Origin of the sequence: Novacetimonas sp. GS1 (assembly GCF_036686925.1) — a bacterium.
Taxonomy (GTDB): Bacteria; Pseudomonadota; Alphaproteobacteria; order Acetobacterales; family Acetobacteraceae; genus Novacetimonas; species Novacetimonas hansenii.
Genome location: NZ_VSZP01000001.1, coordinates 282,805 through 297,471, shown reverse-complemented (window position 1 = coordinate 297,471; position 14,667 = coordinate 282,805). Strand labels below are relative to the sequence as shown.

The 14,667-nt window shown below is 61.4% G+C and carries 16 protein-coding genes and 1 tRNA gene; 10 read left to right on the top strand and 7 right to left on the bottom strand.

Annotated elements, in window-relative coordinates:
* Positions 1–103 precede the first annotated feature (103 nt).
* The 3 genes from FYB92_RS01440 (at position 104) to FYB92_RS01430 (ending at position 3,607) form a co-directional block, all read left to right on the top strand.
* Positions 104–1,669, top strand: a complete 1,566-nt coding sequence (locus tag FYB92_RS01440) for a Do family serine endopeptidase (RefSeq protein WP_040510330.1) — start codon at positions 104–106, stop codon at positions 1,667–1,669.
* A gap of 277 nt (positions 1,670–1,946) precedes the next feature.
* Positions 1,947–2,873, top strand: a complete 927-nt coding sequence (folD, locus tag FYB92_RS01435) for a bifunctional methylenetetrahydrofolate dehydrogenase/methenyltetrahydrofolate cyclohydrolase FolD (RefSeq protein ID WP_332828056.1) — start codon at positions 1,947–1,949, stop codon at positions 2,871–2,873.
* Complete coding sequence (locus FYB92_RS01430) at positions 2,873–3,607, top strand: methylenetetrahydrofolate reductase (protein ID WP_062808433.1); 735 nt, start codon at positions 2,873–2,875, stop codon at positions 3,605–3,607. The genes folD and FYB92_RS01430 overlap by 1 nt, the downstream gene beginning before the upstream one ends.
* A 273-nt stretch (positions 3,608–3,880) precedes the next feature.
* Here the strand turns inward: FYB92_RS01430 and FYB92_RS01425 are convergent, their stop codons facing one another.
* Positions 3,881–4,465, bottom strand: coding sequence for an NUDIX hydrolase (locus FYB92_RS01425; protein WP_332828055.1), 585 nt, complete (start codon positions 4,463–4,465; stop codon positions 3,881–3,883).
* A gap of 228 nt (positions 4,466–4,693) precedes the next feature.
* Here FYB92_RS01425 and FYB92_RS01420 point away from each other — a divergent pair, with 228 nt between their 5' ends.
* The 5 genes from FYB92_RS01420 (at position 4,694) to FYB92_RS01400 (ending at position 8,026) form a co-directional block, all read left to right on the top strand.
* On the top strand, positions 4,694–5,890 hold the full coding sequence (locus FYB92_RS01420) for an MFS transporter (protein ID WP_332828054.1): 1,197 nt from the start codon (positions 4,694–4,696) through the stop codon (positions 5,888–5,890).
* Positions 5,891–5,940: 50 nt separating this feature from the next.
* Positions 5,941–6,525, top strand: a complete 585-nt coding sequence (locus FYB92_RS01415; protein ID WP_003616935.1) for a TIGR00730 family Rossman fold protein — start codon at positions 5,941–5,943, stop codon at positions 6,523–6,525.
* Positions 6,526–6,581: 56 nt separating this feature from the next.
* Positions 6,582–6,658, top strand: a tRNA-Pro gene (locus tag FYB92_RS01410).
* Positions 6,659–6,920: 262 nt separating this feature from the next.
* Positions 6,921–7,541, top strand: a complete 621-nt coding sequence (locus FYB92_RS01405) for a hypothetical protein (RefSeq protein WP_075624875.1) — start codon at positions 6,921–6,923, stop codon at positions 7,539–7,541.
* A gap of 119 nt (positions 7,542–7,660) precedes the next feature.
* Positions 7,661–8,026 (top strand): hypothetical protein, encoded by a 366-nt coding sequence (locus tag FYB92_RS01400; RefSeq protein ID WP_371861367.1) that lies wholly within the window; start codon positions 7,661–7,663, stop codon positions 8,024–8,026.
* A gap of 370 nt (positions 8,027–8,396) precedes the next feature.
* Here FYB92_RS01400 and hemH read toward each other — a convergent pair whose 3' ends face one another.
* The 3 genes from hemH to mutY all read right to left on the bottom strand — a co-directional run bounded on the left by hemH (position 8,397) and on the right by mutY (position 11,165).
* Positions 8,397–9,440: a ferrochelatase gene (gene hemH / locus FYB92_RS01395; protein WP_075624821.1), complete on the bottom strand. Its 1,044-nt coding sequence runs from the start codon at positions 9,438–9,440 to the stop codon at positions 8,397–8,399.
* Positions 9,441–9,844: 404 nt separating this feature from the next.
* Positions 9,845–9,976, bottom strand: coding sequence for a hypothetical protein (locus FYB92_RS01390; RefSeq protein WP_003616946.1), 132 nt, complete (start codon positions 9,974–9,976; stop codon positions 9,845–9,847).
* A 100-nt stretch (positions 9,977–10,076) separates the two neighbouring features.
* Positions 10,077–11,165, bottom strand: coding sequence for an A/G-specific adenine glycosylase (gene mutY / locus FYB92_RS01385; protein ID WP_239021099.1), 1,089 nt, complete (start codon positions 11,163–11,165; stop codon positions 10,077–10,079).
* Between the two features lie 148 nt (positions 11,166–11,313).
* Here mutY and FYB92_RS01380 point away from each other — a divergent pair, with 148 nt between their 5' ends.
* Both FYB92_RS01380 and FYB92_RS01375 read left to right on the top strand, forming a co-directional pair.
* Positions 11,314–11,763: a DUF721 domain-containing protein gene (locus FYB92_RS01380; RefSeq protein ID WP_048858773.1), complete on the top strand. Its 450-nt coding sequence runs from the start codon at positions 11,314–11,316 to the stop codon at positions 11,761–11,763.
* Between the two features lie 165 nt (positions 11,764–11,928).
* A complete protein-coding gene (locus FYB92_RS01375) occupies positions 11,929–12,258 on the top strand; it encodes a hypothetical protein (RefSeq protein ID WP_040510336.1) in 330 nt (109 codons plus the stop codon).
* Positions 12,259–12,747: 489 nt separating this feature from the next.
* Here the strand turns inward: FYB92_RS01375 and FYB92_RS01370 are convergent, their stop codons facing one another.
* From FYB92_RS01370 to FYB92_RS01360, 3 genes are read right to left on the bottom strand one after another with little or no spacing between them, the layout of a single operon-like run.
* Positions 12,748–13,395, bottom strand: coding sequence for a phosphoribosylanthranilate isomerase (locus tag FYB92_RS01370; RefSeq protein WP_192265225.1), 648 nt, complete (start codon positions 13,393–13,395; stop codon positions 12,748–12,750).
* Positions 13,396–13,397: 2 nt separating this feature from the next.
* Complete coding sequence (pyrF, locus tag FYB92_RS01365; protein ID WP_003616956.1) at positions 13,398–14,123, bottom strand: orotidine-5'-phosphate decarboxylase; 726 nt, start codon at positions 14,121–14,123, stop codon at positions 13,398–13,400.
* A gap of 4 nt (positions 14,124–14,127) precedes the next feature.
* On the bottom strand, positions 14,128–14,541 hold the full coding sequence (locus tag FYB92_RS01360; protein WP_062808440.1) for a hypothetical protein: 414 nt from the start codon (positions 14,539–14,541) through the stop codon (positions 14,128–14,130).
* Positions 14,542–14,667 lie beyond the last annotated feature (126 nt).

Below are 14,667 nucleotides of genomic sequence, written 5' to 3'. Positions count from 1 at the left end.
CCATGGTATAAGTGGGGTTGGTTCTCTTGCGTCACAGTGCGGGCGATGGGACTGTAACCCCGGTCGGGACGGCCCAGCCCGACGCAAGCGAGATCAGACCAAGATGTTCAGGGATGCCATGTCAGACGCATTACAGCCGAAAACCGTTTTTCCTCGCCCGGTGCGCGGGGCCTTCCTCGCCACATTGCTTGCCAGCAGCCTGCTGGGCGGGATGGTGGCCGGTGCGCCATGCGCCCGGGCGGATGACAGCGGCGTCATCCGGCCTGATACGCAGGTCCAGCAGCTTCCGAATTTCGTCAACCTCGTCAAACAGGTGAAGCCCGCCGTCGTTTCCATCACCGCCAAGATCCATAATGCCGATATTGGCGAGGACGTGGGTGGCGGTGGCGGCATGCCCGGCGGCTTTCCGTTTCCCTTCCCGTTCCAGATGATGCCGCAGCAACATCATGATGTGGAGGCCCGGGGCTCTGGCTTTGTCATTTCGCCCGATGGGTATGTCGTGACCAACAACCATGTCGTAAAGGGTGCGACGAAGGTGACGGTGACGCTTGATGACGGCACCAGCCTGCCCGCCAAGATCGTCGGCCGTGATTCCAAGACGGACATCGCGCTGCTGAAGGTCACGCCTTCGGGCAAGCTGCGCTTCATCGAACTTGGCGATTCCGACAAGGTGGAGCCGGGGGAATGGGTTGTTGCAGTGGGCAATCCCTATGGCCTGGGCGGCACGGTGACGGCGGGCATCGTCTCTGCACGTGGCCGCGATATTGGCGACGGGCCGTATGATTCCTTCATCCAGGTTGACGCGCCGATCAACCGTGGCAATTCCGGTGGCCCGCTGTTCACGCAGGACGGCAAGGTCGTGGGCGTGAACACTGCCATCCTGTCGCCATCGGGCGGTTCGATCGGCATCGGCTTCGCCATTCCGTCCGACACGGTCAAGAACGTGGTCGAACAGTTGGAGAAGACCGGCCATGTGACGCGCGGCTATCTCGGGGTGACCGCGCAGGTGATCACGCCGTCCATGGCGACGGCGCTGGGCCTGAAATCCGTCAATGGCACGCCGGCCACAGGCGCCCTTGTCGCCAGCGTCAGCGCCGGCAGCCCGGCGGAAAAGGCCGGGATCAAGGCAGGGGATGTCGTAACCGACCTGAATGGGCAGAAGATCGATACCCCCCATACGCTTGCGGTCAAGGTGGCGTCCGTCGTGCCGGGGACCAAGGTAACGGTCGGCTATCTGCGCAATGACAAGCCCCAGACCGCCAGCGTGACCATCGCGAACCTTGGCAAGGGCGGCTCGACCGACGGGACGGTGGGCGATGACCATACCGACGACAAGGGACCGCGCCTTGGCGTCTCGCTCGCGCCGCTGACGCCGGATGCACGCCAGCAGCTTGGCCTTGATGAGAATGTCCATGGCGTGGTCGTCAGCGATGTGCAGCCCGGTTCCTCGGCAGAGCAGGCGGGCATCCATGCGGGCGACGTGATCCAGGCCGTGGGCAACAAGCCGGTGGAAAATCCCCGTGCCACGGTATCCGCCATCCGCCAGGCGCTGGAGACCAATCATTCGGTCCTGCTGCGGGTTGTGCGTAACGGCCAGAGCATTTTCGTCGCGGTGACACCGGGCAGCGATGACGCCGATAACAGCAGTGATGACGATGATGGGCAGTAAGGAAGAGGCTGAAGGCAACTGACTGATAAAAAACAAGGGTCTTTTGCCCGATCTTTCCCACGGAAAGCTTCGGCTACATGATGGCCAAAGACCTTTGTTCTTTTTATCAATGGATTATTTTCAGGCACTGTCCTGATTGTGTGAACCGGGGGCATGTCCCCCGGTTTTTTCATGGCCATGGTCGATATGTGTGCGTGCCATTGCGCCTAAAGGTGATTGTCGCGACCGGACTTCTTGCGTATCTGCTGTGCGTCGTGTTGAAAGTCGCGGAGGCGTTATGACTGGTCCAGTATCATCCGATCCCCAGATCCCCCCGCCGGGAGAGGCCCGCCTGATTGATGGCAAGGGCTTTGCCAACCGCCTGACGCAGGACATCGCAGAGGATGTGCGCGCCTTCTATGCCCGCCATCAGGTCACGCCCGGCCTTGCGGTGGTTCTTGTCGGCAATGACCCCGCAAGCGAAGTGTATGTCCGCAACAAGGCCTTGCAGACCCATCGCGCGGGCATGCGTTCATTCATGCATATGCTGCCCGAAACCACGTCGCAGGAAGAACTGCTTGCGCTGATCGCACGACTGAATATCGATCCCGAGATCCACGGCATCCTCGTGCAGCTTCCGCTGCCGGGCGACCTTGATCCCGTCGCCGTGACCAACGCCATCGACCCGCGCAAGGATGTGGATGGGCTGGGCGTGGTCAATGCGGGGCGTCTGGCGCTTGGTTTGCCGGGCCTTGTGCCATGCACCCCGCTGGGCTGTCTTTTGTTGCTGAAATCCTATGTTGGGGATCTGCGTGGCCTTAACGCCATGGTGGTGGGCGCTTCGAATCTGGTGGGCCGCCCCATGGCGCAACTTCTGCTGCGTGAGGGGTGTACCGTCACCGTCGCGCATATCGACACGCGCGATCCACAGGTGCTGGCGCGGCAGGCGGATATTCTGGTTGTCGCGACCGGGTGCAGCGGGTTGGTGAACGGGGCATGGATCAAACCGGGGGCGACCGTGATTGATGTCGGTATTTCGCGCGTACCGGTGGAAAATGGCAAGACGCGGCTGGTGGGGGATGTGGTGTTCGACGAAGCCCGCCATATCGCGGGGCAGATTACCCCGGTGCCCGGCGGTGTCGGCCCGATGACGATCGCCTGCCTGTTGCGCAACACGATGCAGGCGGCGCGTGAACTTGTCGAAGGTGTGGGGGATACCGTGTGATGCAGGTTTCCGTCGAACTGATCCCACGCGATACCGAAACCCTTCTGCGTGACGCGGCGGAGGTGCGGTCGTGCTTCCCCCTTGCGGATATGATCAACATTCCCGACCTGCTGCGCTTTCCCCTGCGGAGCTGGGACGCAGCCGCGCTGGCGCGGCCGCATTTCCCCAATGTGATCCCGCATATCCGCGCCATCGACATCGCGCCTGACGCGCCCCTGCCGGGTGTTGGGCAGGAAGGGCTGGAGGCGGTGTTGGTGGTGCAGGGCGACCCGCCATCGGACCTGCGGCACCTGACCTATCCCAACACGACCGAAAGCATCATCCGCCGGTACCGTGCAGAGGCGCCGCACCTGGCGGTCTATGCCGCATTCGACCCGTATCGCCGCGCCCCTTACCGGGAGATGGAGGCCATCGCACGCAAAAAGGAAGCCGGGGCGGTCGGGTTCTTTACGCAGCCGATCTTTGACATGCGCATGCTGGACCTGTGCATGAACTGGCTGCATGGGGAAAATGTGTTCTGGGGCATTTCCCCCGTGGTCGGCCCGCGTTCGCGTTCTTATTGGGAGACGACAAACCATGTCATCTTCCCCCATGATTTCGAACCGACGATGGAGGCGAACATCGCTTTTGCCCGGCAGATGATGCGTACCGTGCGGACACAGGGGGGCAATGTCTATCTCATGCCTCTACGGGTGAACCTGCAGCGTTATCTTGTTCCGCTGTGTGGTGTGTAAGCGGCCGTCTGGCAGGGTATTCCCCCTTTAAACCCGCCGGGATCTACAAACTCTGGCGCATTTCTGTTTCCAGAAACATCGCTATGGCTATTGCATTTCTGAAAAAGGCCACAGTCAGAAATTGCAAGGGATGATTGGAAATGCCCCGTTGGGGGGAATGGGCAAAGATTTCAGGTATGGTCCTGATAAAAAACAGGAAAAGTTTTTTTGGGGCCGCCTTTTTTAAAAAGGCGGCGTTTTCTGTTACCATATGCCTGTCCCGGCGGGGACAGTTCAAATCCAGCCCTGTGCGCGGATCAGGCCAAAGGCGGCGATCGTGACCATGCAGGTGATGCGGCCATCGCGGATCATGGCCTCCATTTCCTCCAGCCTTACCTTGTGACAGGTGATGTCTTCTTCCGTCTCCTCCCGCGCATGTGGCCCCTGTGTCAGGCCGGTGGCGAGGTAGGCGCGGCCCTTTTGCGTGGTATATCCCGCGCCCTGGTACATCAGGCCCGCATTGCGCATGTTTTCCGCCACAAGCCCGGTCTCTTCTCGCAATTCTCCGTGCGCCACGTCCTGCGCGCTGGCATCAGGGCGGGTTTCCCACATGCCCATCGGCAGTTCCCACATCCGCTGTTTTATGGGGTAGCGATATTGCTGGACCAGCGTGACGAAGCGTTTGCCGTTCTCTTCCCACAGGGGCAGGATCACGACGAAATCCCCACGTTCGACCACGCCGTACAATCCCTTGCGGCCATTGGGGCGGATGATGATATCTTCCCGCACGCGGGTCCATGGGTTTTCATAGGCAAGGCGGCTCGATACGGTGACAAATCCGCCGGCGTCGGGTGTGGGGTCGGATGGGGTGTCGGTCATGGCATGCGTGCCTGTTGTCTGTTGGCGGGATGACGTCGGGGCAGGTTATATGTTACGCGCCTGCGCTGCCAACCATGACACGCACCGTATCATGTGCGTGGGTCACGCGGTTGTATTGCTGTCGTGATGCCTTTTTACTGATATTGCGTCATTGCATTGCCATACTGCCCATATTCACGCGGGCCTGACGGGCGCGCCGTATGTCCCAGCCGGAGTTTCGATCCCATCATGACCCTGCCGCAGACGTCCATGGCGTCACCAACACGGCGGATTCTGGCCGTCGTCCTGTTCAACCTGCTATGTTACATTGATATCGGGCTGCCAATGGCGGTCATCCCGGTTTTTGTGCATCAGGTGCTGGGATATAATACGGTCATCGCGGGTTTCGCCGTATCGTTGCAGTATCTCGCGACCTTCGCCTCACGCGCGTCGGCGGGGCAGGCGGCGGACCGGCGCGGGGCGAAACCGGCCGTAGTGGTCGGGCTTGCGGTCTGTACCCTGTCGGGCCTGATGCTGATGACGTCGGGCCTGCTGCGCCATTATGCGGTCCTGTCGGCGCTTTTGCTGATCTTCAGCCGCGTTTTCCTTGGGGTGGGTGAAAGCTGGACCGCGACCGGCGCGATCATGTGGAATATCGGGCGCGTTGGCGCCACGCGCACGGCGCAGGTGATTTCATGGAATGGCGTGACCTCCTATGGTGGTATCGCGCTGGGTGCGCCCATCGGGCAGATGCTTTCGGGCATGCCGCTGCCTTATGGCGGGCTGGTGCTGGTGGGGGCCCTGTCGGCGGTTCTGCCATTGGCCGGATTCCTGCTGGCGCTGGGATACGAACCCGTGCCCCCCGTCGCGCACAAGGGGCCGCGCACACCATTCAGCACCGTATTCTGGCGCGTTCTGCCCCATGGGGTGGTGCTGGCATGCGGGTCGGTCGGGTTCGGCACCATTTCATCATGCCTTGCCCTGTTTTTCGCACACCAGAACTGGGATGGCGCGGCTGTCGCGCTGGCGGCGTTCGGGATCGTGTTCGTGCTGGTGCGGTTTGTCTTCGCACGCCAGATCGACCGTCGCGGGGGCCTGATCGTTGCACTGATTTCCCTGATTGTGGAGACGATCGGCCTGCTGGTGCTGTGGCGCTGTTCGGGGGTGTTCATGGCCGATGTGGGCGCTGCACTGACGGGGGCGGGGTTCTCGCTTGTGTTTCCGGCGCTTGGGGTACTGGCTGTTGCACGGGTCGGGCCGGAAAATCGTGGCGCAGCACTTGGTGCGTTTTCCGTATTCCTTGATATCGCTGTGGGCCTGTCGGGGCCGCTGCTGGGTCTTGTCATTCAGACAATGGGGTATGGCGCGTTGTTCATGGTGTCGGCACTGTTTACGCTGGCGGGTGTCGGGACCACGATCCTCCTGCAACGCCAGGCGCGTGCATGACCGGACGGGCCTGATATCCATCGCCAAGATTTGTGGGAGACTGCTCTGATATGTCCATTTCCTCGGTCGCTGTATTCTGTGGATCGCGCTTTGGCGTGCGGCCTGAATTCCGTGATGCCGCCACGCAGCTCGGCGCGTGTCTGGGTCAGGCGGGGATCCGGCTGGTTTATGGCGGTGGCCATGTCGGCCTGATGGGGGCTGTGGCCGATGCTGCGATCACGTCGGGCGGACGCGTGACCGGGATCATTCCTGCCTTCCTTCATGATCGCGAGGTCATGCATGAAGGGGTGACGGACCTGACGGTCACGACCTCCATGCATGAACGCAAGGCGCTGATGTTTTCGAAATCTGACGCTTTCGTGGTGATGCCCGGCGGCCTTGGCACCTTTGACGAGACGATCGAGATCATGACGTGGCGACAGCTCAGACAGCATGACAAGCCGATTTTCATCGTCAATATCGCGCGCTGGGCCGATCCGTTGCTGGCGATGATCGAGGCGACGATCAAAAGCGGATTCGCAGCCCCGGATGTGCGCCGCCTGTTCTGCGTGGTTGATGATGTCCCCGCCGTGATGCGTGCGCTGCGTGATACGGCGGCCACCGATGGTGGCAACGCCAATGTCGGTCATTTCTGAAAAGACGCGCCCCCCTCTTGCGGAACCCGCCAGACCCCTGTATAGCCGCGTCCAGACGGAGTGTAGCTCAGCCTGGTAGAGCACTGTGTTCGGGACGCAGGGGCCGGAGGTTCGAATCCTCTCACTCCGACCACCCCTGTTTTTACAGGGGGCCGGTCATCTTTCCCGGTCAGGAAATCGCTTTTGGGCGATGTTTCCCCCCAGAAAATCATGCCTGAAATTATTGGATATGTGCCTTCTCGTGCAGGTGGCTGTATCTTCCCATATTGATGCTGACGCGCGTGGTTGTGCCCATGTCCCATTGCATGGGGGCGGGCGTAACATATCGATAGGATCCAGTGCCGTATGGGGGCGTATTTGTGGGGCATGATGCCCTGGCAAGGGAGGAACTGGGAATGAAGCGCTTTCTTCTGGCTGGCGTTGCGCTGGCCCTGGCCGGGGGCATGGTCGTCGGTGGCCCTGCACCCGCCTATGCCCGTGGTGGCGGGGGTGGCTGGCACGGCGGTGATGGTGGTGGTCGCATGGGCGGCGGCTGGCATGGCGGCGGTGGCAGGTGGCGTAACGTCGATGGCTGGCGTGGCGGCGGTTGGAGCGGTCGCGGCTGGGGCTGGGGCTGGGGTGGCGGTTATCCGATGTGGGGCTGGGGCGGATGGGGATATCCGTACGGCTGGGGTTGGGGCTGGGGTGGGTATGGCCTTGGTGTCGGCACTGGCATGGCCATCGGGGCCGCAGCCGTCGCCGCCAGCCGCCAGGCCGCGCCTGGTATCTATAACGGCACCAGCGGGTCCGGGCCTGAAGACGACTCCGTCTATGATGCCGAACTCAACAGCCTGTATTCCGAGATGCAGCAACAGCAGCAGTCAGCCCCGCCATCGGCCCTTGTACCATCGGGGGGCAGTGCAGGGCAGGCAGGTGCGCGCGGGACCACCATGCCCGCTACACCCATGCAAAATGCGCATACCTGTCCAAAAGGACAAGTATATAATGACCTGACGGAAAACTGTGACCAGTCCTGACGGGGATGATGCATGTCCGAAGGATTGTGTTACTAATGTCCCTGAACAAGAAGCGCCGTAGCGGGGCAGGCCATCCCGTTCCCGGCAGGATCAGTATCGGGCCAGGTATGATGCAGACAATGACGGTACAGAAATTTTCCAGGGTATTCCTGCTGGCGACCACTCTGGTCGGGGGCACTGTTGCGGTGGCGCATGCGGAACCGGGCGGATGCCTGAAATATGGTGCGGTCGGTGCCGTGGGTGGGCATGTCGCCAACCATCATACGGTGGCGGGTGCCGTGGGCGGATGCGCGGTTGGTATGTACAAGCGCCATGAATACCGCAAGGGCCTGCGTGAAAAGGCGGCCCTGTATGACAAGGAACATCCCGCCGACCCCAAGGAGAGCCTGTGGCAGCGTTACCGCAACCGCAAGACGGATGAGCAGAAAGCCACCCTGTATGATGCGGAACATCCCCCCGCACCGCAGGCTGCATCTGCGCACTGAATCTGTTGCACTACCCGGCCCTGCATGTGGGGCCGGGTAGTGTAAAAGAGTATTTTAAAGAACCGGTTGAAAACACATCATTGATAAAAAACAGGAAAAGTTTTTGGGTGGTACCTTTTTCCAAAAAGGCAGCGTCTTCTGAAGCTTTTTAGAAAAAGCTTCACCAAAAACCTTTATAATTTCAGGATGTTATTAAGCCTGACTGTTTTAAACAGCCTGCTAAAGCTTCGATAAAATATTGCCGGTCTGTGCAAGGGTAACATCTGAAACATTTATTATTCAGGCTTTACCATGTCGGTTTTTTCAAATGTTCTGACATGAAGGAAAGGCCTCCCGTACTGGTCGGGATGCCTTCCTTTTTTATGTCCCCTCACTCTGGCGTGGCAGGTGCGTCAGTCCAGCCCCGCAATTCGTTGCGGATAAGCGTTTCAAGCATATCAATCGCAACCGGGGCATTGTTCAGGCAGGGGATCAGGGTCAGTTCTTGGCCCCCAGCCTTAAGGAAGGCTTCACGCACTTCATTGCCGATTTCATCCAGCGTTTCGATACAGTCAGAGACAAAGCCCGGCATGATGACCGCGATCCGTGTCACGCCCTGTGCGGGCAGGGATTCGATATACGGCGCGGTATAGGGTTCCAGCCATTTGGCCGGGCCGAAACGGGACTGATACGTCAACGGCATCGTATCCGCATCATATCCCGTGGCAGTGCGCAGGGCCGCGATCGTGCGTTCGCAGTCGGCGGGGTAATGGTCGCCCTTTTCCACATACTGTTTGGGCAGGCCATGAAAGGATGCGACGATTTTCTGTGGCGCGACGGGCAATGTCGCAAGATGTTCGCGCACCCGCGCCGCAAGCGCGGCGATATAGGCCGGGTGATCGGGAAAGGGCGGTAGCGTGCGTGTCGCCGGCTGGTTGCGCAGGCGCATTAACGCGCGAAATGCCTGGTCGTTGGCCGTGGCGGTGGTTGTGGCGCTGTATTGCGGGTAAAGTGGCGCGATAAGGATACGATCGCATCCCTGCCGGATCAGGTCATGCAGCGCGCTGGCGGTTGTGGGGGTGCCATAGCGCATGCCCCATGCCACCCTGATTCCATCGGGGGCCAGCCGTGCGGCCAACCCTTCGGCCTGATCGCGGGTATAGGTACGCAGCGGGCTTTCATCACGGTCGGTGTGCCAGATACGCTGGTATGCGGCGCCTGTCTTGCGCGGGCGGAAGGTCAGGACGATCGCATTGAGGATCGGCTTCCAGATCAGGGGATTCGCCTCGATGATGCGGCGGTCCGACAGGAACTCCCCCAGATAGCGGCGAATGGCCGCATATCCCGTCCCATCAGGGGTTCCGAGGTTGCTCAGAAGGACGCCCACCCGAGGCGTGTGGGGCGGTGAATCCCGATGGATGGTTATGAATGTCATGGGGGTATTGTGCTACAGGAGGAAACGTCTTTATGCAAAAGCCTGCGTCAGGAATATCCTGCGGAATATGGCGGCAGTCCTTGGGCGGTTCTGTCCAACGGTTTCAGGATGCCGTCGCCCTGCGTGGGGCTGTTTCCAGATCCCCTTGTGATAGGCAATGACAAACCTTAAGGGTGCCACCTTTTGTCGATGCGATACCTAAAGACTGTTTGAAAACAACTCATTGATAAAAAACAGGAAAAGCTTTTGGGTGCCGCCTTTTGATCGAAAAAGGCGGCGTTTTCTGAAGCTTTTTAGAAAAAGCTTCACCAAAAACCTTTATAATTTCAGTGTGTTGTCGCGCCTGACTTTTCAAACAGCCTCTTAGGAAACTGCGCAAGAATTCTGTGATTTCAGGGGCGGGATCAGCGTCGGTTGCGGACACGGACCGGCTGGGCCTGTGGGGCGAGGCCCCTGGCGCGCACAAGGTGAAGTGCTGCGGCCACACCCACGGAAAGGGCGAGCATAAACGGTGAAAGAAGCTGGACAACGGTCATGATACGGTCCCTTTCCACATCGCGGTTTTTCAGTGAACCGCGATGGGTGTGTCCGCGTCAATGAAAAAAGTGCCATCCATGGGTGGCCCGTACATTCGTTTCATTCCACGCACTCCTGCGCCAGCGCAATACACTTGCGCATCAGGGAGGCGATACCCATCTGTTCCAGCCGCACCACAGGAAAAACCAGCCCGCCATCACGCGCGATGGCGTTGGTAAAGCGTGTAACATGCGCCGCATAGACATCGACGATCAGTGTGAAATGGGTAAAGACATGCTTTACCTCCCCCACATGACGCCAGTGGGGGGCAGGCCGTCCCGGCGGGGCATGGCGCAGGCCTTCGTCGCGCGACCAGCGTTCGGCCCGCCATTGCGGCCCCGGCAGGCCCAGTGTGCCGCCAAGCAGGCCGCTTTCCTCGCGCCGGTGCAACAGCAGGTGGTCACTGGCGTCGGTCATGTAAAAATGGATGCCGTACCTGGTGGGACGCGGGGCCTTTGGGGTCTTGCGCGGCAGGGTGGCGGCGATTCCCTCCCGCAGTCCCGCGCATGCGCCCTGCCACGGGCACAGCGCGCATGCAGGCGCGCGTGGCGTGCAGATCCCCGCGCCAAGGTCAAACAGGGCCTGTGCGAAATCCGATGGGCGGTCATGCGCCAGCGGATCATCATTCAGGTGCGCCGCCTGTCGTGCGATGGCGGGGCGCGCGCGTGGCAACGGGTCGGTCATGGCGAACAGGCGCGTGGTGACACGTTCGACATTGCCATCAACCGGCACAACGGGACGGGCGAACGCGATTGCGGCGATCGCGGCGGCGGTATAGGGGCCAATTCCCGGCAATGTGCGCAGCCCCTCCACCGTGTCGGGGAATCGCCCATCCATATCGCGCACCACCATCTGTGCGCAGGCATGCAGGTTTCGCGCCCTGGCATAGTAGCCGAGTCCCGCCCACGCCCCCATAACGGTATCCTGGTCCGCACGGGCAAGGTCGCGCACGGTCGGGAACAGGTGTGTGAAGCGTTTGAAATAGGGGATGACGGCAGTGACCGTCGTCTGCTGCAGCATGATTTCGCTGAGCCAGACATGATACGGATTTGCGGTTTGCCCCGGCAGGGCACGCCATGGCAGGGTGCGGCGATGCCGGTCATACCAGCGCAACAGTTCGGCAGCAGAAGGTGACGCAGAAGGTGACACAGGGCCGCTTATGACGAAGGAACCGACACGGGGCAAGCGAAAGAACGCCACCAGTGCCCCCCAGCCCGCATCGACCGGGTCCACCCGCGCCACACCGCAGGCGGAGGCCCCCTACCGTGCCCGCCGGTTGCGCAGTCTTGGCGCATTGATGCCGGGCGTGACCCGTCCCGCCTTTCGCAAGCAGTCGCCCGCCGCCGTGCAGGTGATGCTGGACTGGCCTGATATCGTGGGGCCGGAACTGGCCCGTGCGACGGTTCCGCGCCGCCTGTCGGCCGGGACGTTGACGGTGGCATGCGTCGGGCCCGTCGCGACAGAGTTGCAGCATCTGGCCCCCGTCGTGATCGCGCGGATCAACGGCGTGTGTGGTGCGGGTGTCGTCAGCAGGCTGAAGATGTTGCAGGACATTACCCTTCGTCCCACCCCGCCGCCGCCTCGCCCGCGTCCGGTGCCTGTGCCGGTGGTGATCGGGGACATGCCCGAAGGACCGCTGCGCGATGCGCTGTCACGTCTGGGGGGATGGGTGGAGCAGCGCGGCACGGCACATCGCGAAGGCGTGGCTAGGGGCGGCATTGTGAAACCGCGCGGCGGTATTACATAATGATGGCGGGCGGCCATGAAACCGTCGCGAAAAGGACGCTTTTGCAGGACATGAACGCGCACGCACCGCCGGGATGGTCCCGACAGGGGCGTGGAGCATGCCCGCAGCAGGGGTAATGCGTCACCACCCGCATAAAGGGGTGATGAAGAAAAAGGATCTGGGTCGATGCGCAGGATTGCAATGGTGCTGGCGGTGTCGCTTGGACTGGTCAGCGTATTGCCGGCGCCGTCCGCCTATGCCTGGCATGGTGGCGGTGGCTGGCATGGTGGTGGCTGGGGCGGCGGTTGGCGCGGCGGCGGCTGGGGTTGGGGCTGGGGTGGTTTCGGTGCGGGGATGATGGCCGGGGCGATGATGGGGCGCGCGTTTTCACCCTATCGCTATTATGGCTATCCCTATCCTTACCCTGTCTACAGGTATCCCGCGCCCTATCCTTATTATGCCTATCCGCCGCCGCCGCCCCCACCACCACCGGTTTACGGCTATCCCTATCCCTGAGGGCGTTTTTGCGGGCCGACCGGTGACAAGGATATGGCAAAGATTTCCCGGCGTTGCCTTTATTTCTGGAAAGGCAACGCCTTTGATCGGGTGGATTGTCCGAAAAACAGGCCAGGTTCCTGGATGCGGGTTTTTCTGAAAATCAATATTATGGAACAGTTTTTGAGAGACTGCCTGAAAAGTCAGGCTTGATAACACACTGGGATTATAAAGGTTTTTGGTGAAGCTTTTTGCAAAAAGCTTCAGAAGACGCTGCCTTTTTCGATCAAAAGGCAGCACCCAAAAACTTTTGTTTTTTATCAATGACCTGTTTTCAAAAACTCTCTTAAAAACAGATCCCCAAAATATTTTATGATTCCATAGGGGATGCTGGCCGTGCGTTTTCAAACGGCGTTCATCAATGCATGCTGTTTCCCAGATGCTTTTGTGCATAAAGCCTCGGCCACATCGCGGCTGTGAAACACAGGCGAGCGTGAACACATGTGTCCCTCAGGTCGCGCCTGACGTGCGGTGGACGCCATGTGCTGAGGCGATGAAGGCGCGGATCAGGGCAGGGGATTTCACCCCCGGCGCGCTTTCCACGCCGGAGGAGACGTCAACCGCAGGTGCGTCGCTGCGCATGATGGCGTGTGCCACGTTATCGGGGTTCAGGCCACCGGCCAGCATCCAGGCAACGGGGGACCGCCATCCATGTGTCAGGCCCCAGTCAAGGCATACGGCATTGCCGCCGGGGCGCGTGCTGCCTGCCGGCGCGCGGGATTCAATGACAAGCCCGTCAAGCCCGGTATCGTGGGGCAGGTCGGCGCGCGTTGCGACCCCGACCGCCCGCCATACCGGCAGGCCAAAGCGCGCACGGATTTCCATGGCGCGCGGTTCGGGGGCATAGACCTGCAAACCGTCAAGCGTGACCGTGCCGAGGACATGTTCGATATCCGCATCCGTCGGCTTTACGAACAGGCCAATCCGCCCCGGCCCGCCAGTGGGCACCCGTGCCGCCAATGTCGCGGCCATTGTGGGGGTGATGTTGCGCGGCGAGGGGCCAAAGAATACGAATCCGACCCAACGGGCCCCCCCATCCATCGCGGCATCCAGTGCCGCGCGATCGGTAATGCCGCAGATCTTGACCCCGACCGTCATGGTCAGGCCGACAGTTCCGCCGCGATGGCCGCCGCCGCCGCCGCCGGGTCGGGCGCGCGGGTGATGGGACGCCCCACCACGATCCAGTCCGCGCCTGCCGCGTGGGCCTGTGCCGGGGTCATGATGCGTTTCTGATCGCCCACCGCACTGCCTGCGGGACGGATACCGGGCACCACCAATACCGGTTCATCACCCAGTGCCGCGCGCAGCAGGCGGATTTCGTGGGGGGAGCAGATCAGCCCGTCCGCCCCGGCCGACACCGCAAGGCGGCCCAGCCGCACCACCTGGTCCGCCACATCCGACTCGACCCCGGTTTCATGCAGGGCGTCGTCATCAAGGCTTGTCAGTACTGTCACCGCCAGCAGCAGCGGGCGTTCCCCTTCGGCAAAGGTCTCGTCAATCGCCCGGCGCGCGGCAGCCACCATGGCCCGCCCGCCCGATGCATGGATCGTCAGCATCGCCGGGCGCACCCGCGCCAGGCTGCCGATGGCTGACGCCACGGTGTTGGGGATGTCATGCAGCTTCAGGTCAAGGAACAGCGGCCTTGTGCCTGCGACCTCGCGCACGGCCTCAAGCCCCTGTGCATAGGTAAACTCCAGCCCCAGCTTGACCATGGGTGACGCATGCGCGGTCGCGTCACGCCATGCGATGGCCTGGCCACTGTCCTTGGTGTCGAGCGAGACAATCAGGCGGGTCTGGCGGGGCTGGCGTGTATGGCCTGCGGGCATGGGGTCAGGTCCTGTTTTCGTCGTGGGGCGGGGCAGGGATGGTGGGGGTGGGCGCCTGCGTAATTGTAATCTGTGGCTGCGCAGGGGCGATGGGTGCGGCAGCATATGCGGATGGGGGAGTGGCCGTTGCGGCCATCGCGGAATTGGCCGCAAGGCTTGCACGCAGGGTCGCCGTTTCGGCCTCCAGCGTGCGGACCTGCTGTTCCGCCTTGCGGGCGCGGCGGATCTGTCCCAACGTCCCGATCCATGCGCAGACATAACCCAGCGCATAGAATACTGCCCCCGTCACCAGCGCCAGTACGCCGGGGGAGGAGTCCCATTTCAGTTCCAGCCATGTCATGGGGGTCGAGCCCTGGTTGCAGGCAGCCAGGATAATGAGCCCGAGCACGAACGGCAGCGTGATGAACAGACGGATCATGATGCGCTTCCCTAGCGTCAAGGATTTTCCCCTGCAAGGAAAACCCTGTCGGGGCAGTATGGTCACGATGTTTGTGACAGCATGAAAGCTTGATCCCGCTGGTGCAACATGATGTCGTGGATGACC